This window comes from Lentzea alba (assembly GCF_011067745.1).
Lineage (GTDB): Bacteria > Actinomycetota > Actinomycetes > Mycobacteriales > Pseudonocardiaceae > Lentzea > Lentzea alba.
This window is the reverse complement of the sequence record NZ_JAAMPJ010000010.1, coordinates 239640-258634: the sequence shown is the minus strand read 5'-3', so window position 1 is coordinate 258634 and position 18995 is coordinate 239640. Positions and strand designations below refer to the sequence as shown.

Annotated in this window: 14 protein-coding genes; 8 read left to right on the top strand and 6 right to left on the bottom strand. The window is 69.4% G+C overall.

Features of this window, described 5'->3' with window-relative positions:
- Positions 1–22 precede the first annotated feature (22 nt).
- On the bottom strand, positions 23–3280 hold the full coding sequence (locus G7043_RS32385; protein WP_166052200.1) for an NACHT domain-containing protein: 3258 nt from the start codon (positions 3278–3280) through the stop codon (positions 23–25).
- Between the two features lie 81 nt (positions 3281–3361).
- On the opposite strand from G7043_RS32385, the gene G7043_RS32380 reads away from it, so the two are divergent.
- The 6 genes from G7043_RS32380 (at position 3362) to G7043_RS32355 (ending at position 9362) form a co-directional block, all read left to right on the top strand.
- A complete protein-coding gene (locus G7043_RS32380; RefSeq protein ID WP_166052198.1) occupies positions 3362–4165 on the top strand; it encodes an IclR family transcriptional regulator domain-containing protein in 804 nt (267 codons plus the stop codon).
- Positions 4166–4254: 89 nt separating this feature from the next.
- Entirely contained in the window at positions 4255–5685 is a 1431-nt protein-coding gene (locus G7043_RS32375) for an amidohydrolase family protein (RefSeq protein WP_166052197.1), read from the top strand.
- A complete protein-coding gene (locus G7043_RS32370) occupies positions 5685–6812 on the top strand; it encodes a CaiB/BaiF CoA transferase family protein (protein WP_166052195.1) in 1128 nt (375 codons plus the stop codon). The genes G7043_RS32375 and G7043_RS32370 overlap by 1 nt, the downstream gene beginning before the upstream one ends.
- Complete coding sequence (locus tag G7043_RS32365) at positions 6809–7582, top strand: citryl-CoA lyase (protein WP_313888181.1); 774 nt, start codon at positions 6809–6811, stop codon at positions 7580–7582. The genes G7043_RS32370 and G7043_RS32365 overlap by 4 nt, the downstream gene beginning before the upstream one ends.
- Before the next feature lie 2 nt (positions 7583–7584).
- The gene (locus tag G7043_RS32360) at positions 7585–8451 is read left to right on the top strand and encodes a dioxygenase family protein (RefSeq protein ID WP_166052191.1); all 867 of its coding nucleotides are present in this window, start codon (positions 7585–7587) and stop codon (positions 8449–8451) included.
- On the top strand, positions 8436–9362 hold the full coding sequence (locus G7043_RS32355; protein WP_166052189.1) for a quinone oxidoreductase family protein: 927 nt from the start codon (positions 8436–8438) through the stop codon (positions 9360–9362). The genes G7043_RS32360 and G7043_RS32355 overlap by 16 nt, the downstream gene beginning before the upstream one ends.
- Here the strand turns inward: G7043_RS32355 and G7043_RS32350 are convergent.
- From G7043_RS32350 to G7043_RS32340, 3 genes are read right to left on the bottom strand one after another with little or no spacing between them, the layout of a single operon-like run.
- Positions 9352–11511 carry a penicillin acylase family protein gene (locus G7043_RS32350; RefSeq protein ID WP_166052187.1) on the bottom strand — a complete coding sequence of 720 codons (2160 nt, stop codon included), beginning with the start codon at positions 11509–11511 and terminating at the stop codon, positions 9352–9354. The genes G7043_RS32355 and G7043_RS32350 overlap by 11 nt on opposite strands.
- Before the next feature lie 16 nt (positions 11512–11527).
- Positions 11528–13834, bottom strand: coding sequence for an ABC transporter permease (locus tag G7043_RS47765; RefSeq protein WP_166052185.1), 2307 nt, complete (start codon positions 13832–13834; stop codon positions 11528–11530).
- Positions 13831–14526 (bottom strand): ABC transporter ATP-binding protein, encoded by a 696-nt coding sequence (locus G7043_RS32340; RefSeq protein WP_207312007.1) that lies wholly within the window; start codon positions 14524–14526, stop codon positions 13831–13833. Before G7043_RS32340 ends, G7043_RS47765 begins: the two co-directional genes overlap by 4 nt.
- Before the next feature lie 102 nt (positions 14527–14628).
- Between G7043_RS32340 and G7043_RS32335 the strand changes: the two genes are divergently transcribed.
- Together G7043_RS32335 and G7043_RS32330 are read left to right on the top strand one after the other, a co-directional pair.
- Positions 14629–15447 (top strand): sensor histidine kinase, encoded by an 819-nt coding sequence (locus G7043_RS32335; RefSeq protein WP_166052181.1) that lies wholly within the window; start codon positions 14629–14631, stop codon positions 15445–15447.
- Positions 15444–16103, top strand: a complete 660-nt coding sequence (locus G7043_RS32330) for a response regulator transcription factor (protein WP_166052179.1) — start codon at positions 15444–15446, stop codon at positions 16101–16103. The genes G7043_RS32335 and G7043_RS32330 overlap by 4 nt, the downstream gene beginning before the upstream one ends.
- A 54-nt stretch (positions 16104–16157) precedes the next feature.
- Here the strand turns inward: G7043_RS32330 and lgt are convergent, their stop codons facing one another.
- Together lgt and G7043_RS32320 are read right to left on the bottom strand one after the other, a co-directional pair.
- Complete coding sequence (gene lgt / locus G7043_RS32325) at positions 16158–17045, bottom strand: prolipoprotein diacylglyceryl transferase (RefSeq protein WP_166052176.1); 888 nt, start codon at positions 17043–17045, stop codon at positions 16158–16160.
- An 81-nt stretch (positions 17046–17126) separates the two neighbouring features.
- A complete protein-coding gene (locus G7043_RS32320) occupies positions 17127–18902 on the bottom strand; it encodes a CocE/NonD family hydrolase (protein WP_166052174.1) in 1776 nt (591 codons plus the stop codon).
- Positions 18903–18995 lie beyond the last annotated feature (93 nt).

Here is an 18995-nt window from a genome sequence, read left to right as displayed (position 1 = left end):
CGCGCGCATGCGCTACCCGCAACTAGAGCAGTTCGTCGTCCTCCAGCTTCGACAACCTCGTCAGCAGGTCCGGCCGGTGCGCCAGCAGCTCCTCGCGCGCGGGCCAACGGAGGCGGTGGGCCTCGTCGAGGAGTGCCTCCGGATACTCCGAACTCGGGATCCCCTTGTCCGCCAGCGCACACCAGATTTCGGCCACCTGTTCGACGTTGACCGCCTCGCGATCCAGCAACCCGTTCACGAAGTCCATGAACCACCAATGTTCTTCGGTCCGCGCCAAGAGCCGCAGGAAGAGCGCGAGGTTCTCCGGCCCGCTCGGTTCGTCCAGGATCAGCAACCCGGTCAGCTTGTCGACGACATACTCCGCCGTCACCAGTTCATCGTTGACCAGCAACTGGACGAGATACCTCTCCAGCTCGGCGTCCACCACGACATCGAGGCCGAGATACGGCGCCCCGGCGAAGTCCGCGAGCCGGTCGTACACGACCATCCGCTCTTCCAACGCGGTCTGGTTGGTGTGGAAGAACGATGCGTGGAGCAGGTCAGCGGCGACAGATCGAAGTTGATCGTCACGATGCATGTAGTACGGAAGCAGGCTGGTGAACAACGTGCCCGGTCCGTTGAGCGCCGTCACCACAACGTCCGTGTCCCACTCGCACAGGAGCTCAGCGGACCGGAAGAAGTTGATGCTGAACCCGTAATCCGTGACAACGCCAGAGATGTTCGGATCCCGTGCCCACATCGTCTCAACACGAGGTGCGGACGCCGAACGGCGCCAGCTCAGCCTCACGGACTGCCTCTCGTCCGGATCACGATCACGGTCGGCTCTCAACAGCTCTGTCACGCCGTCCCACTCACCCGTCCTCAGCTGGGACATCCACAGGTGCACTGACCTGGTCCACTCGGCGGCGTGGTCGACCACACCGGGAAAGAGTTCGGCCGATGACACTTCGTCGCGAACAGTCATGAGCAGCAGGAGCAGATTGGCGCCGTAGGTGGCGATCTGTGCGGTCTGGGTCCTCTGCAAGGGCCGGTAATTCTGGTAGACCGAGTTGACCGTCGGCTCGTGCACGTTCCGGAACGCGGTCAGCAGCGCCTCACCGATGTCCTGGAGCTCCGCCCCGGAGGCGCGAGCCGCCAGCTCGGACAGGAAGTCGAGTGTGGTCGTGCGTGTGGAGAGCAGCGCCCAGGACAGGAACGTCCGCAGTTGGGTGTCGTCGACACCCTGATGACCGGAGAACATGCGCGCCTTCTCCGCTCGGGCCTGCTCCACCAGTTCCATCAGACAGCGCCACGTCAGCCGGGCGACGAAGAACTCGCCGAAAGTGGCGTGCAGGAACTCGTACGTCCCCAAGACTTCGTCTTCGAGTATGGACCTGGCACGGTGGATGTAGAAGAAGCGCCCGAGCGCGTCCTTGGCCTCACCGGCCAGCCGCTGGTGCGCCGCCGTGACGCCCTGACCCGCAGGCGGCGTGATGCCCAACGCGGTGAGGTCGTGAGCCACCGTGGCGTCGGTGACCCACTGCACGGACCTGTTGAACATGCCGAAAGCAACGATCGAGAGGATCAGCAGCTCCCGCTCGACGGCGGAATCGGCGGCCTGGCTGTCTGTTTTGGACACTTCACGGTGGGCGAACCGGCGCACCAACCGCTCGTACAACTCCGATTGGCTCAACTTGTGCTTGTCCGACAGCAGCGCGCCGCTCTCGGCGTCGTAGATCGCCAGCATCAGCAGGAGGAGCGGCTGCTGGGCGAGGTCCAGATACTTCTCGATGACCTCGAGGTCGAACCAGCCGCGTCCGAGCTCCCGCAGGTAGGAACCGTTGGTTCGGTACCACTCCTCCAGCCAGTCCTCGACCTGGCCGATCTCGAACGGTTCGAGCCGCACCGCCAGCACGCCCGCGGGGACCTGCATCCGATCGGCCACGGTCACCCGGCTCGTCACGATCACCGCTACGTGCCGCCCTTGCGTCTCCTCCACCTGCTGGAACTTCCTGACCCTCATCAGGTAGTCCGACCGGCTGACCCCAGTGGCCTGGAGCAGCTCGTCGAACCCGTCGAGCAGCACCACCAGCAGCGAGTCACCGGCGGCGCGGGCGAAGTCGGGCCATGACACGGTTTCGTGGGTCGACAGCCTGATCGCGCGCTCGATCTGCTCGTGGATGTCGGCGTCCGCGGGGACGTCGCGCAGCGGCACGCGCACCGACACGAAGTCCGGCGACGGCAACCGCGCCGCCACCACCTCAGTGAGCAGCGACTTGCCCGCGCCGGGGTGCCCGAGGATGAGCAGCGGGCTGGTCCACGCCCACGGCGTCGAGAGGTGTCCGAGCAGGAACTCGTTGAAGTCCTTGCGAACGTCTACCTGTGCCCAGAAGTCCTCGTCGTTGATCGGTGCCTGGGCGGTGACCTCGACCAGGCGGAAGTCGGGGTCGATGTACGCGCGGCCGATCTCGGGCGTCGCCAGGCCGTCGGGCAGTTCCTCCGCCGGGAGCAACGTCCTGGTCAGTGCCGACCGGTTGAACCGCACGATCCCTTGCAGCACGGGCGACACCGACTCCACCGGCTCCGCCCGGTCGAGCAGCTCCCGCACGGCGTCACCAATTGTGCGCTGACCGGACAGGGTCAACCAGATCGCGAACTCCGGACACTCGCCACCGAGCCGGTAAATCGAGGATTCGAACAACCGCAGTGCCTTCGGCGCAACGCGATCCAGCGCTTCAACTGTGTCCAACTGCTTGATCAAACCGAGGTCCTCCCACAGGCTCAGGCCTTGGAGGAACCGCGTGACGTTCACGTGCAACTTCTCGTAGAACCGGCCGAGCTGCTCCTGGGCATCGACGCTGGCCGCCTGCACGCCGAGCAGCGGCAGGTCCGTGTCCAGCAGCGACGTCGCCACGTCCGCAAGGGTTCGGCCCTCGAACGCGTCCGTCGCGAGGCCTACCGCCTCCGCGCGGGAGATCCGGGCGTCGTCCAGCCGGAACGGCAGGTCGGCGTCCTCGAGGGCCTCGAAGTACGCGACGACCATCAGCACGCCGCGGGCCGCGTGCAGCCGCTGGATCCGGTCGAACTGGCCCAGCCGGTGCCGCCGGTCGATCCCCTTGGCCACCAGCTCGTAGGTGAGCCGGACGAGCTCGCTCTTCGCGTCGAAGAGCGACAGCAGGTCGGGCGCGAGCGGCGTGGCGCCCAGCAGGAGGCCGCCGAACATCTTGTCCAAGGCCGACACCAGCGGGCTCTGGCCGGCGCCGAGGATCTTGACCGCGTCCCGGTACGTCAAGCGCGTCACCGCTACACGTTCTCACGCCGCGCGCCTCGCTCGTACGGGCATTGACGAACTGAACGGACAAGTGTCCGCTACCGTGTCCACATGCCTGCGCGTCCTGACACCGGCCCCGACTTCATCGAGGCGCTCGCCCGCGGGCTGGACGTGATCCGCGCGTTCCAGCCCCGGCGCCCGGTGATGCCGCTCAGCGAGGTCGCCGCGGCCACCGGGCTCGCCCGGCCGACTGCGCGCCGCATCTTGCTCACCCTGGTCGAGCTGGGGTACGTGCGGCAGGGCGAGAGCGGCTTCGCGCTCACTCCGAAGGTGCTCGAACTCGGCGTCGCGTACATCAGGTCGACCGGGTTGTGGGAGGTCGCGCGGCCCCACATGGAACGACTGGTCGAGCGCACCAACGAGTCCTGCTCGATCGCGCAGCTCGACGGGTCGGACATCGTCTACGTGGCGCGGGTCGCGGTGCCGAAGATCGTCACGCTGTCCGTGCAGATCGGCACGAAGTTCCCGGCGCTGCAGACCTCGCTGGGCAAGGTGCAGCTCGCGGCGCTCACCCCGGCCGAGCTCGAAGAGGTCCTGAAGCAACCGACCCGGTCCGGGCTCACCCCGAGGTGGCAGCCCGACCAGGCCGAGCGCGACGCCGAACTGCGGGACGTGCGGGCGCGCGGATGGGCGATGACCGACGAACAGCTCGCGCCGGGCATCCGGTCGATCGCGGCGCCCCTCAGGGACGGCAACGGCACGGTCGTGGCCGGGCTCAACGTCAACTGCCACGCCGCCGAGACGTCGCTCGAGTTCATGCTCGACCACCACCTGCCGCTGTTGCTGCAGGCCGCCGGCGACATCAGTGCGGACTTCGCGCGGCTCGACACGGTGCCGCACATCGTCGTGGCCTGAGCCGGGGGCCTGAGCGGGGTTGACGCGCGCCCGGCGAAGGTTGACGATTCAACGGACACTTGTCCGCATGCCGGTCGAGGAGGCTCCCGATGGTCGGCGAACGACGTTCTGTTGTGCTGCGAAACGGCACTGTCCTGACGATGGACGGCCAACGAAGGGTGCTCACCGACCACGACGTGCTGGTCGTCGACGACAAGATCGCCGCGATCGGGCCGCAACTGGTGGTGCCGGCGGGCACCGAGGAGATCGACGCGAAGAACGGCATCGTCATGCCGGGCATGATCGACACGCACCGGCACATGTGGCAGACGGCGATGCGCGGGTACGGCGCCGACTGGACGCTCACGCAGTACTTCGTCTGGTACTACCTGGAGTGGGGCAAGGTCTTCCGGCCCGAGGACATCCACGCCGGCAACCTGCTCGGTGCCGCCGAGGCGCTCGACGCCGGGGTCACCACCACGGTCGACTGGTCGCACGGGCTGCAGACGCCCGATCACGCCGACGCCGCGGTCGACGCGCTGCGGGCAGTGCCCGGCCGGTTCGTGCTGGCCTACGGCAACATCCAGGACAGCCCGGCGTCCTGGACCGCCAAGCCGGAGTTCCGCGACTTCGTCAGCAGGCGCATCACCGGCGACGACATGCTCGGCTTCCAGCTCGCCTTCGACGTCACCGGCGACCCCGAGTTCCCGGAGAAGCCCGCGTTCGAGGTCGCCCGCGAGCTCGGCGTCCCCGTCACGACCCACGCGGGTGTGTGGGGCGCGACCAACGACGACGGCATCCGGCTCATGTACGACAACGGGTTCATGACCGAGCAGTCCATCTACGTGCACGCCGCGACGCTGTCGGCCGACTCCTACCACCGGATCGCGGCCACCGGCGGGTCGATCTCCGTGTCGACCGAGAGCGAGCAGAGCGCGGGCCAGGGCTACCCGCCCACCTGGGCGATCCGCGACCACGGCATCCCGGTGTCGCTGTCGACGGACACCTCGGTGTGGTGGAGCGGCGACCTGTTCTCCGCGATGCGGTCGACGCTGGGCGCCGACCGGGCGCGCGAGCACATGGCCGCACACGCCAAGAACGACACCGTCACCCACTCGTCGCTGAGGGCGGAGCACGTCGTCGAATGGGCGACCATGGGCGGTGCACGCGCACTCAAGCGTGACGACATCGGCAGCGTCGAAGTCGGCAAGAAGGCCGACCTCGTCCTGCTGCGCAACGAGCACTCCCCCGCGATGTTCCCGATCCTCAACCCGTACGGGCACATCGCGTTCCAGGCGCAACGGTCCGATGTGGACACGGTGATCGTCGACGGCCGGATCGTCAAACGCGACCACAGGCTCGTCGGCGTCGACCTGCCCAAGATCCGCTCTGAAGTCGAGCAGACGGTCGAGCACCTCCGCGCGCAGCTCGGTGACGAGGCGTGGGAGAAGGGCATGAACCCGGACATCCCCGAATCGAAGGTGCTGGACAACCCCTACACCTACACCGAGTACCGCGGCGACACCCGGACGTCCGTCTGATGGGCCCACTGGAAGGCCTGCTGGTCGCCGACTTCTCGCGCGTGCTCGCGGGCCCGTACGCGACCATGCTGCTGGCCGACATGGGCGCGTCGGTCGTGAAGGTCGAAGGGCCGCAAGGGGACGAGACCCGCACGTGGATGCCGCCCGTGCGGGACGACGTCTCGACCTACTACCTCGGCATCAACCGCGGCAAGCGGTCCATCGCACTGGACCTGCGCGACGAGACCGACGCCGAACTGGGCCGCGAGCTCGCGCGCAGAGCGGACGTCGTGATCGAGAACTTCAAACCGGGCGGCCTGGCCAAGTACGGCCTCGACTACCCGAGCGTCAGCGCCGAGAACCAGAAGGTGATCTACGCGTCGATCACCGGATTCGGTTCCGGCGACGGCCGGCACGTGCCCGGCTACGACCTGATGGTGCAGGCGATCTCCGGCCTGATGAGCCTCACCGGTGATCCGGACGGGCCGCCGTACCGCGCGGGCATCTCGGTGTTCGACGTCATGGCGGGCAACCACGCGGTGATCGGGATCCTCGCGGCACTGCGCCACCGCGACGCCACCGGGCAGGGCCAACTCGTGGAGGTGAACCTGCTGTCGTCGGCGCTGACCGGGCTGGTGAACCACAGCTCCGCCTACGTCGCGGGCGACACCGTGCCGTTCCGGATGGGCAACGCGCATCCCAGCGTGTTCCCCTACGAACCGCTGCCGACCGCCGATAACGACCTGATCGTCGCGGCGGCGAACGACGGCCAGTTCCGCAAGTTGTGCGATGTGCTCGGCCTCGAAGACGTTCCGGACGATCCGAGGTTCGCCCGCAACGCCGACCGCACGAAGAACCGCGAGGAGCTGCGGCCGATCCTGCTCGAACGGCTGAAGACGCGGGGCGCGGTCGAGTGGTTCGACCTGCTCGTCGCGGCCGGGGTGCCGTGCGGGCCGATCAACACCATCGACGGCGGGTTCGCGATGGCCGAACGGTTCGGTCTCGACCCCGTCGTCGTGGTCGGTGACGTGCCGACGACGAGGCATCCCATCCGGTTCTCGGAAACACCGGCGGTGTACCGGCTGCCGCCACCAGAGCTGAACGAGCACGGTGACGAGTTGCGGGCGTGGCTGAAGGAGGACCGGTGACCTACGAGACCGCGCTGGGAGCGTCCACGCCCGACACGATCACGTTGCTGGGCCACGACCTCGCCAAGGACGTGATGGGCAACGTCGGGTTCGGCGAGCTGGCGTTCTGGCTCGCCACCCAGCGCCGGCCGAGCCCCGGTGAGACACGGGTGTTCGAGGCCGTGCTGGCCGCGCTCGCCGACCACGGGTTCACGCCGACCGCGATCGTCAGCCGTCTCACGTTCCTCTCCGCCCCCGACTCCGTGCAGGGCGCCCTCGCGGCCGGGCTGCTCGGCGGCGGGTCGAGGTTCCTCGGCGTCACGGAGGACGCCGGCCGGTTCCTGAACGCCGTCATCAGCGGAACCGAACTGCCCACCGACGATGACGGGTGGGACGCGTTGGCGTTGGAAACCGTGAAAGCACAAGGCAAAGCACGCATCCCCGGGCTGGGCCACCACGTGCACAAGAACGGCGACCCGCGCACCGCCCGGCTGTTCGAGATCGCGGCCGAGGAAGGCGTGACCGGCCCGCACCTGAAGCTCTTCGCCGCGATCGGCCGCGTCCACCCCCAGGCGCTCGGCAAGACGTTGCCGCTGAACGGCGCCGGGACGTGCGGCGCGGCGCTGGCCGATCTCGGGCTGCCGCTGGAGTTGTTGCGCGGCTTCGCCCTGCTGGCCCGCACGGCCGGGTTGATCGGGCAACTCGCCGAGGAGTTGCGGCATCCCGTCGCGAACGACATCTTCCTTTCCGTGGACACGAACACGCGGTCCGTCGCGCCTCCAGAGGAGTAGGCATGCAGCTGGTCACCGAGGACAACATCACCGAACTCGCGGAGCAGCGCTGGGCCACCGCGAAGGACCCGCGGACCGCGCAGCTCATGACCGCGCTCGTCCGGCACCTGCACGACTTCGCCCGCGAGGTCCGGCTCACCGAGGCCGAGTGGATGGCCGCGATCGGGTGGCTCACCGCGACCGGGCAGATCAGCGACGAGAAACGCGAGGAGTTCATCCTCGCCTCGGACGTGCTCGGGCTGAGCATGCTGATCGTGCAGATGAACCACCGGTTCGCCCCGGACGCCACGCCCGCCACCGTGCTCGGACCGTTCCACATCGACGGCTCCCCCGAGCTCGGCTTCGGCGGCGACATGTCCGACGACGTGCCCGGCACCCCGCTCTACCTCACCGGAACCGTGCGGTCGCTGGACGGAACCCCGGTGCCGGGCGCGGTTCTCGACGTCTGGCAGGCCGACGCGGACGGCGCCTACGAGGCCCAGCTCGACGTCGACGAGGCCAGACTGAGGGCGAAGTACCGGGCGGAGGCCGACGGCTCCTACTGCGTCCGCACGATCACGCCCAAGGGGTACTCGATCCCGATGGATGGCCCGGTCGGCGACCTGATCGGGCAAACCGAGATCAGCCACTTCCGGCCCGCGCACGTCCACTTCCTGCTCACCGCCGAGGGCTTCGAGCCGCTGATCACGCACCTGTTCGAGGAGGGCGCCGAGTACCTCGACAGCGACGTGGTGTTCGGCACCAAGCAGGAGCTGGTGGTCAGGTTCGAACCGCGCGAGCCCGGTCCCACGCCGGACGGCGGCACGAGCGCGGTGCCGTGGGTCGAGGCCCGGTTCGACTTCGTGTTGCAGCCGTGCGCGCCGCACTGATCACGCGTCCCGGTCAGCCTCCGTCGCTCGCTCACCGGGACGAGCCCGCCGCCCAGCCCGACGAGGTGCTCGTCGACGTGCTCGCGGCGCCGATCACGCCGCTGGACCTGTTGTGCGCCACGGGAACCTCGTACTTCGGCGTGCCCGCGACGCCGTACGTGCCCGGCGTGCAGGGAGTCGGGACGGTCGACGGACGGGCGGTGTGGTTCCCGACCAGCGCCGGCATGGCCGCGGGTGACGGGAGCATGGCCGCGAAGGCGGTGGTGCGCAAGGAGGATCTGGTCTTCCTGCCGGACGGCGTGGAACCGGCCGCGCTGGCCGCGCTCGGGCTGTCCGCCGTCGCCGCGCACCTGGCGCTGACGTGGCGCGGTGAGCTCAAGCCCGGCGAGTGCGTGATCGTGCTCGGCGTCGGCGCGGTCGGCCAGGCCGCGATCCAGCTCGCGCGCCTGGCCGGAGCCGGCCGAGTGGTGGCCGCGGCCCGTTCGGAGGCCGGCCGCCGCCGGGCCGTGCGCGCCGGTGCCGACGCGGTGGTGTCGTTGGACAGCGATCACCTGGCGCTGCAGTTCGTCGAGGCCGCCGAGGGCGCGGACCTGCTGCTCGACCCGCTGTTCGGCGCCCCCGCCGCCGCGGCCGCCCAGGCGCTGCGTCCCGGCGGACGGTGGGTGAACCTCGGCGGCTCGGCGGGCGAGACGTGTCCGATCAGCTCGTCCACGTTGCGCAGCCGGTCGTTGCGGATTTCCGGCTACACCAACAACGAGCTCACCGCGCAGCAGCGGGCGGAGGCCATCTCGACCGTGGCCCGGCATGCGGCGCGCGGTGAGCTCGTCGTCGATCACGAGGTGGTGCCGTTGGACGACGTCACCGACGCCTGGCACCGCACCACGCACGGCCGAGTAGTGCTCATCCCCTGAGCACTTTCACCGTGAGATCGGGATTGCGGGCGATCTCCCGTTCGGTGAACGCACCGGTGACCCACTTCTTCTGCGCGTAGAGGTGTGCTTGGTCGGTGTGGTGCGGTGACGAACGATCAGCGGACTGGCCGTAGATCAGCAAGGAGCTCATCCGCGGGCCGTTCTTCGTCAGCTCGACCGCCATGACGAAGCTCGATCCGTGCGTGATCGGGCCGACCGGTTGTGGTGCACCGGGTACCGAGATGACGTTGAAGCACCCTTCCGGGCCGCGGCAACCGTGGATCGGGATGCCCTCGTACTGCTGGACGTCGTCCAACCGCAGGTCCACCGGCCGGCCCGCCACCTCGAACGCCCTGACCGCGTCGGCGAAAGCCCGCTGGACACCGGGATCGGCCGCGTTGAGACCGCGCGGGGTGTGCGCCGGGTCAGCGGGGTCGAACGGCACCAGCCACCTGGTGGCTCCGGCCCGGCCGGTGAACTGGATGAACGTGCGCCAGAAATAGGCGCCTCGGCTGCTTTTCCCGGTGTCCCCGGTACCGGGCCACGTCGACAGCGTCGCGCAGGCCGCGCGCACGTCCACCGGACGGCCGTCGCTCGCGGGCAACGTCGGGTTGGCCTGACACATCGCCACGACGGCCGCGAGGCCCTGTTCGGCGGTGAGGTTGCGGTTGCCGAACATCGCACCCTCCAAAGAGGACAGCGTGAACGGCGTGCCGCTGGTGATCATGTCCAACCCCATGCGGGTGCGCGCCGAGCGTTCGGTGCCGACGTCACCGACGATCGACGGGTAGCCCGTCAGCGGTGCGGCCGGATTGGCCAGCCACGGGCTGTCGTTCATGTTGCTGACGTGGTCGTTCCGGACGAGTTTCGGCAGGCTGCTCGCGCTGAGCCGGCCTTCCCAGCCGCACGACGCACGGCTGCCGTCGAGGATCACGAAGCCGATGTTCGGACCGGTGGCGCACCGCGTCCGCAGCTCGTCGGTGACGTTCGGGACGACCTGCACGTCGCTGTAGTACGTCGTGCCGGTGGCGTCCGCGGCGATCGTGTTGACCCACGGCAGTGCGTGGTGGCGCACGAGTGCGGCGTTCAGGTCCGGCACGCTGCGCGCACGGGCGATGGCGAGCCACTGGTCGATCACCCGCAGGTTGCCCCGGTTCGCGTCGCGCAGGACGTAGGCCGTGGTGTCGGTCCACTGCAGTGCCTCGGCGTCTTCGACCAGCGGGCCGTCCGGAGTGCGGTACAGCGTCCTGGTGGTGCCGCCGACGGTGACCTGCTCGGCGATCATCTTGTGCGCCTGGCCGTCGACGACGTAGCTGGTGGGGTCACCGGGCACGAGCGTCAGCTTCGAGAGCGTCATCGTCTGCGCCTCGGACGCCGTGTGGGTCCAGCCCAGCCTGTCGTTGTGGCCGATGTTGACCAGCGGCACGCCGAACAGGCCCGCGCCGCTCACGTTCAGCTCGCCCGGGATCGTGAGGTGGTGCTGGTAGAACCGGTAGTCGTCGCCCCAGTAGAAGTGCGGGTTGCCCAGCACCATGCCGGTTCCGGCCGCGGTCGCCGACCGTCCCAGCGCGACGCCGTTGCTGCCCGGCCGTTGTTCGGAACGTTGCACCAGCTGGGTGGCGGCAACGGGAGCGCCCGGTGGCTGGGCCGCGGCGATGGCGTCGTGGAACCCCTCGCTGCCGGTGAGACCGGCGATCTGGTGGGCACGCCGCCACACGTCGAGCTCGGTGATCGGCCGCACCCATTTCGCGCCACCGCAGGCGTTCGGCGTCTGGCTGAGGTAGCGGTTGAACCCGGCCGCGTAGCCGCGCACGAGGTCCCGTGCCTGCCTCGACTGGGCGGGGATCTCCCGTTCGACCACTTTGGACTCGTTGAGCCGCTGGTGGTAGAGGTCGCGGTCCAGGTTCTCCGGACCGAACCACTTCGAACGCTCCGCCGACAGCGTCACCACGATGTCGGCCATCACGCACGCGTTGTCCTCGGCGAACGCGTACCCAAGACCCAGCCCCAGGCTCCGGTAGTCCGACGCCAGGACGTGCGGGATGCCGTACGAGGTCCTCCTTATCTTCGTGCCGCCGTCGGCCGTGGCGGGCGGCGACGTGGCCACGACTCCGGCCAATACGAGTGACAACGCCAGTGATCGACCCACTTGAGTTCCCCCTGGTTCATTCGTTGTGCAGGACGGTGGCGATGGAGAGCCGAGCCGCTCCCCTGGCCGGGACGACGGCGCCGAGCACCGCGATGACGACCCCGGTGAGTGCCAGCAGAGCGAGCGTGGGTGCGTGGTAGACGTTCATGAGGATGTCGACGGCGTCGGCCTGGCCCGCACGTGCCATGGCCGGTACGACGACCTGGTGCACGGCGATGCCGACCGGCACCCCGATCAGGCCACCGACCACTCCCAGTGCGCCCATCGACGTCACCAGCAGCACGGTGACCTGACGTGGGGTCATGCCGATGGACTTGAGCATGCCGAGATCACGACGCCGTTCGCGGGCGTTCAGGACAACGGTGTTGAACACGCCGAGCGCCGCGACCGCACCGAGCACCAGCGTCAGCATCACCGCGGCGCTGATGATGATCACGGCCGTCGAAGACGTGCCGTCACGCGGCGGCAGAACGCGCAGTCCCGGATCCCGCGCGAGCACCGCGGCGGTGAAGGTGTCGCGGTTCGTGCCGGGTGCCGTCCGAACCTGGTAGGAGTCGGCGCGAGCACCAGGTACGAGACGGTCCAAAGTGGACCAGTCAGCGAAGATCTGGTCGGCGTTGTTGGTCAGCACGACACCGACGATCCGCACCTGCGTCCGGTTGCCGCGCGCTGCCACCGTGATCGTGTCGCCGACCGACAGGCCGCGCTGGTTCAGGAACCGCGACGGGACGACGACCTGACCTGGCCCGTCCGGCCACTGACCGGTGAGCACGCGCGGGCCGAGCGTGGCGCCGTCGCCGCGGTAGAAGGAGATCATGGCCTTCTGGGTGCCGCCGGCGACCTCGGTTTCGAGTTGCGACATGGCCAGCAGGGCGGTCGTACCGGGCAACGAGCGCAGCATCGACTCGTCCTCGGCGTCGCTCAACCGGGCGGCCGGGGCCTCCTCGCCCGGCACGCGCAGCCCCAGTGGTGGTCCGGCCAGCAGTTCGACCCGATCGGCGTGGTTCGGCCGGACGGCCTCGTTGTAGGCGGTCATCGACATGGTCACGCCGACCGCCAGAGTCACCGTCATCACGCCGAACACCACCGCGGCCAGCGTCAAGGCGCTGCGCCCCGCCCGTGCGAACGGCAGGCCGAGACCCAGGCTGACCGAGCGCGGCAACCGGGTGCCGCTCAGCCACCGCTGGATCCGCAGCGCCCGCCCGGTGTGCGCGGTGGTGCCCGCGCTGATCACCCGCGCGGCCGGCAGCCGGCGCGCCCGCAGCGCCGGGACGAGTGCGGCCAACGCCACGAGCACGGGCATCCCCAGCGCCGCCACCACGTTCACCCACGGCGCGAAGCTCAGTTCGTCCACGCCGAACCCGTCGACCGCGTCCTGCACGACCGGTTTCGCGAAGAGGTTGCCCGCGACCGTGCCGAGCGCGCAGCCCGCGACCGCCGGGATCGAGACCATCACGAGGTACACGGCCATGACCTGGTTCGGGGTGAAGCCGATCGCCTTGAGCATCCCGATGTGCCGCAGCCCCGCGACCACCGCTCCGCTCACCACGTTGGCGACGATGAGGACCGCCACGACGAGCCCGAGCACCCCGAAGATCATCAGGAACGGGATGAACACGCCGAGCTCGGACGTCGCCTTGTCCTTGACGGTCAGGTGCGAGAGCGTGCCGAGCAACGCGCCCGCGGGGAGCCCTGCGGTGACGCGGGCCTGGCCCGCGTCGACGTCGGCGGCGGTGTCCGCCTTGGCGAAGCGGTACAGCATCTGCAGCGCGGTCGGTCCGAGTTCCCTCGCCTGTGCCGGAGTCACCCAGGCGTCGGCGGACCCGGTCACCGAGTGGGCGAATCCCACGACGGTGAGCGCCGGCCGGTCCGGCAGCGAGATCCGGCTGCCCACCTCGGTCCGGCCGGTGGTGCCCGGTGCACGGTTCAGGACGATCTCGCCGGGGTTGGTCGCCCATCTCCCCTGCCACACCGAGACGCGATCGACCGCGCCGCCGGGATCGGGCCGTCCCACCACGGTGAGGGAGCCCAGGAAGACATCACTGCTGGAAGTGTCCACAGTGGTCTGGAGGAACGGCCCGGCCGAATCTGTGCCTTCGCGTTCGAGGTCGGCCTCGGAGACCTTTTCGGGGTCGAAGGCGGCGGACAGGTGCGCGCCTTGCTGGGCGGCGAAAGCGCGATCGAACGGCGCGGCCGCGGCCTCCAGCAGACCGAGCGCCATCACGAGGGTCGCGCTGGCGGCGCACACCACGACGCCGATCACGATCGTCTGCAGCTTGCGGCGGCGCACCGCGGCCCAGGCCGCCTGCCAGACGGCGTTCACAGAGCGCGCTCCAAGCTGTGTTCGCGCGCGATCCGTCCGTCCACGACCTCGATCAACCGCGTCGCGCACCGCGTGGCGAGCCGTTCGTCGTGCGTGACCAGCAACAACGTCTGGCCGATCTGGTTGAGGTCGAGCAGCAGGTCCATCACCTGCTCGCCGGACCTGCTGTCCAACGCACCGGTGGGTTCGTCGGCGAGCAGTAGTGCCGGGCGGTTCATCAACGCCCGCGCGACCGCGACGCGCTGCCGTTCTCCGCCGCTGAGCTGCGCCGGGTAGACGTTCTTGCGGTGCGCGATGCCGAGCTCGCCGAACAGTTCCACCGCGCGTTTGCGCGCCTGCCCCGCCGACGTGCCGGTCAGCTGCGCGGCGAGCGCGACGTTGTCCAGCGCCGACAGGTCGTCCAGCAGGTTGAAGAACTGGAAGACCATGCCGATGCCGCGCCGCCGGAACAGGGCGAGGCCCGTCTCGCTGAGCACCCCGAGATCGGTGCCGTGCACCACCACCGAGCCGGACGACGGCCGGTCGAGGCCCGCGATCATGTTCAGCAGCGTCGACTTGCCGCTGCCGGACGGCCCCATGACCGCGACCGCCTCCCCGGCCCGGACGGTCAGCGACAGCCCGTCCAGTGCGACCGAGTCGCTGTACTCCTTGCGCACGTTCGTCATCTCGACGACCGCGTCCCCGTTCTGCATGACCGCCATCCTGCTCAGCTCAGCGGCGGGAAGCGTCAGTCCGGGGAGGTAATCTCGCGGCCGGGGTCATCCTGGAGATGTAGGGGCTGCATCCGGGGTTTGATGCGCGGCCGCGGCCCGCTCTGGGAGAGTGGCGGGGTGTGGGAGCTGGTGGTGGCGGTCGTCGCCGGTGTGGTCGCGGTGTTCCTCGCGACGCGGCTGGCAGCGGCACGACGTGCGTACACCCGTGCGGTGGAAGAACGAGGATGGCTGCTCGAACGGGAACGGGAAACCGCCGCCCGCACCGCCGTGGACGCCGAACGCGCCAGGATCGCGCGCGAACTGCACGACATCGTGAGCCACAACGTGAGCGTCATGGTGGTGCAGGCCGGGGCGGCGCGCCGGGTGCTCGACACGAGCGCGGGCGAGGCGACCGACGCGTTGCTGGCGGTCGAGAGCGCCGGCCGCGACACGATGACCGAGCTGCGGCACATGCTCGGTCTGCTCGCCCCGGCCGCCGACAGCGATGATCTGCTGTCGCCCCAACCCGGACTGAGCCGGCTGAGCTCCCTGATCGACCGGATGTGCTTCGCCGGCCTGCCGGTGGAGGTGCGCATCTCCGGCGAACCGCGGCCGCTGCCGTCCGGTGTCGACCTGACGGCGTACCGGATCGTCCAGGAGGCGCTGACGAACGCGTTGAAGCACGGCCACGGCCAAGCCGAGGTCATGGTGCGCTACCAGGACAACTACCTCAGGATCGAGGTGCTCAACAGCGGCCCGAGCGTGCTGTCGGGCGCACCGCCGTCCACTGAGGACGGACCCGGTCGCGGTCTGCTGGGCCTGCGCGAACGCGTAGCGGTGCTGGGCGGCGACTTCGACGCGCGCCGCCGGCTCGGCGGCGGGTTCCGGGTCCGCGCCAAGATCCCGATCGAGCGCCCGTGACCGCGCCCCGCGTCGTGATCGCCGACGACCAGGCGTTCGTGCGCATAGGTTTCCGCATGATCCTCACCTCGGGCGGCATCGAGGTCGTGGGCGAGGCGGCCGACGGCGTCGAGGCGGTGGCCGCCGTGCGCGACCTGAAACCCGACGTCGTGCTCATGGACATCCGCATGCCCACCATGGACGGCCTGGAGGCCACCCGTCAGATCATGCGCTCGTCGAGTGACTGCCGTGTCCTCATGCTGACCACGTTCGACCTCGACCGCTACGTCTACGACGCGCTCGCCGCGGGCGCCAGCGGGTTCCTGCTCAAGGACGTCACGCCGGAACACCTCGTCGCGGCCGTGCGCCTGATCGAGACCGGTGACGCGTTGCTCGCGCCGTCGATCACCCGCCGGCTGGTGGAACGGTTCGCCGCCGACGCGCCTCCCGCACCCGCTGTGCACCGGGATCTGGCCGTGCTGACCCCGCGGGAACGGGAGGTGCTGACGTTGGTAGGGCACGGCCGGTCGAACTCCGAGCTCGCCGGCGATCTGACGTTGAGCGAGGCGACGGTCAAGACGCACGTGGCGCGCATCTTCGCGAAGCTGGAACTGCGGGACCGCGCGCAGGCCGTCGTCCTCGCCTACGAGACCGGTCTCGTCACGCCCGGCGCATGAGTCACGCAGCTTCAAGTACGAAGAACAGGAAGCTCGCTGAGTTGACCGACGCGATCAGCCGCCCGCCGGGCCACTCGGCGCCGAAGCCGAGCTGAGCTCCTCGCGGCCCGGATGCCGCCGTGCCGACAGCAGGGTGAGCGCGGCGGCACCCAGGCCCACCAGCAGGGAGGTCCAGATGTTCAGGCGCAGGCCCAGCACGGTGTTCGCCGGGTCGACGCGCAGCGCCTCGATCCACAGCCTGCCCGCGGTGTAGAGCACCACGTACAGCCCGAACGCCCGGCCGTGCCCGAGCCGGAACCGGCGGTCCGCCCAGATCACCACGGCCGCCACCCCGAAGTCCCACAGCAGTTCGTAGAGGAACGCGGGGTGGAAGGTGCCCAGCACGACCGGCAGTCCGTCCGCTCCGACGACGGCACGGCCGGCGCCCTGGTCCCACTCGTAGATCCGCAGCGCCCACGGCAGGTCGGTCGGGCCGCCGTACACCTCGTTGTTGAACCAGTTCCCCAGGCGCCCGATCCCCTGTGCCAGCACGATTCCCGGCGCGGCCGCGTCGGCCAGCGGCGGCAGGCTCACCCCGGCCCGGCGCGCGCCGATCCAGCCGCCGAGGGCGCCGAACGCGATCGCGCCCCAGACGCCCATGCCGCCCTCCCAGATGTACAGGGCGCTGATCGGGTCGCCGTCCGGGCCGAAGTACGGCTGCCAGGACGTGGCCACGTGGTACAGCCGGGCGCCGACGATCCCGAACGGCACCGCCCACGTCGCGATCTGGTTGACGACGCCGGGTCTGCCGCCGCGCTGCACCCACCGTCGTTCGGTGAGCCACACCGCGACGAGGACGCCGGCGATGATGCAGAAGGCATAAGCCCGGATGGGCACCGGTCCGAGGTGCCAGACCCCTTGAGTCGGACTCGGTATGACAGCGAGCGCTTCCCCCAAAACCATCGCGCCACCCTAGTCCGGCCACGACGTTGATGAGGGGAGCTTTCCTCAACCTCAGGTTTGGGAAAGCTCCCCTCATCAACCTCACTCGGTGTTCAGCGCGCCCCCGACGATCGGTAGGGCCACTTTGCTCACGCCGAGCGAGAGGTTCAGCGCGATACCGCTCGCGCCGGTGTCCCGGCCGATGTACCCGTTGTGGTTGGTGACGATCACGATGCCGATGCGGTGGCCGGCGGGGATCAGCGCGTCCCTGGGGTGCAACCGCCAGCTGACCTCGGCGGTCCCGTCGGTGGGCACCGGCGTCGGTGACTCCAGCGACAACCGGTTCTTGGCGTCGATGGCGCCCTTGGTCAGCATCGTCGCGGTGACCGCCTGCACGGAGACGTCCGGTGGACGGGCACAACCGGTGCGGTTGCGCAGGTCCGTCTTCCCGCACGTCTCGGTGGAGAGCTGGAACGGGCTGCGGTCGGTGAGCACGGCCTGGGTGCTCGGACCGTAGTCCACCAGCAACGCCGTGAGCGGCGTCGACGGCCGGTTCGACGTGATCTGAGCGGTCACGCGCACCTCACCGGACAGCCGTACGTCCTTGGTGAGCGGTGCCGTCGTGTAGACGAGCCGGCGCGAGTCGGCCGTCTCCGGGTTGGCCATCATGATGGACTCGCTGAGGTTCGCGTTGTCCCCCAGACGTTGCGTCCCGCTGGCAACCGGCGTGGCGGTCAGCGAACCCGCCATGCCCTCGGCGGCCGGGCCGAAGTACAGCGTGGTGTCCTTGGTGTCCGGACGCGGCCAGGCGGCGGCCTGTTCCCAGCTGCCGTCGGGCTTCTGGACGTCGGCCATGGGCTCGTTCATGATCCCGTTGTCGGCGCCCTTGAGCCAGTGGTCCATCCACAGGCCCATCACGCGCTGCCACTCGGCCTGGCGGAACGAGATCGGGTCGAGGTGACCGCCGCGGTGCAGCCAGATCTTGCGCGGCACGTCGCGGTCCGCGAGTTCCTTCCACCAGCGGCCGAACTGCGACGGCTTGACGTTCCAGTCCGACTGGCCGTGCACCACGAACGCCGACGCGGACACGTTCCGCGCGCCCACCCGGTAGTCGCGGGCCTTCCAGAACGACGTGTAGTCGTAGGACTCGTCGCCGTCATCGGCGGACAGCTTGTCGAACACCGGCTTGCACTTCGCCTTCTGCGTCGAACTGACGACGTAGTTCGCGAGGTAGGTCGGATAGTTGGTGTCCCAGCCCTTGTAACCGATGCCCTGGTCACGGGCGTACTCGTACCAGCTGGAGATCGCCGCGATCGGCACGATCGTCTTGACACCGGGGATGTTCGCCGCCGCGGCCGCGTTGGGCAGGGTGCCGTTGTAGGAGACGCCGAGCATGCCGACGTTGCCGGTGCTCCAGCTCGCGACCGCGGGACTGCCGTCGGCGTAGAACGCCTTGGCGCGGCCGTTGAGCCAGTCGACGACCGCACGCACGCTCGCGGTGTCCTCGGGACCGCCCGTGGTCGGGCAGCCGGTCGAGCGCGCGGTGCCTTGCATCTCCATCTCCACGACGGCGTAGCCGCGCGGCACGAAGTACTCGTCGTACCAGCGTTTGAAACCGCGCGGCACGTTCATCGCCGTGGTGGTGGGCTCCCCGTAGTAGGGGCTGGCCTCCATCACGATCGGCACCCGCTCGGCCGAGTCCGGACGCATGACGTCCGCGGCTATCCGGTCGAGCCTGCCGTCCGCGTCACTGTCGATTGTGGACTCGACGTACACCGTCTCGGTGATCGCGGCAGGGACCGCGTTCGCGTTCGAGACAGGCGTGATGATCGTCGCGGCCGTGAGCAGGGCAGCCGCGACGAGATGGACCCTTCGCATGAGTTCCTCCGTCGGAGGGCCCGGTCAAGCAGCAGGGGTACAACATCCGGGCCCCACGAACGGATCTCACCGAACCCGGCGGTGTCGCCGGTA

Coding starts and splice junctions, on each gene's coding strand:
- G7043_RS32380 (WP_166052198.1), top strand. CDS start 3,362: ATGCCTGCGCGTCCTGACACCGGCCCCGACTTCATCGAGGCGCTCGCC.
- G7043_RS32375 (WP_166052197.1), top strand. CDS start 4,255: ATGGTCGGCGAACGACGTTCTGTTGTGCTGCGAAACGGCACTGTCCTG.
- G7043_RS32370 (WP_166052195.1), top strand. CDS start 5,685: ATGGGCCCACTGGAAGGCCTGCTGGTCGCCGACTTCTCGCGCGTGCTC.
- G7043_RS32360 (WP_166052191.1), top strand. CDS start 7,585: ATGCAGCTGGTCACCGAGGACAACATCACCGAACTCGCGGAGCAGCGC.
- G7043_RS32340 (WP_207312007.1), bottom strand. CDS start 14,526: ATGCAGAACGGGGACGCGGTCGTCGAGATGACGAACGTGCGCAAGGAG.
- G7043_RS32335 (WP_166052181.1), top strand. CDS start 14,629: ATGCGCGGCCGCGGCCCGCTCTGGGAGAGTGGCGGGGTGTGGGAGCTG.
- lgt (WP_166052176.1), bottom strand. CDS start 17,045: ATGGTTTTGGGGGAAGCGCTCGCTGTCATACCGAGTCCGACTCAAGGG.
- G7043_RS32320 (WP_166052174.1), bottom strand. CDS start 18,902: ATGCGAAGGGTCCATCTCGTCGCGGCTGCCCTGCTCACGGCCGCGACG.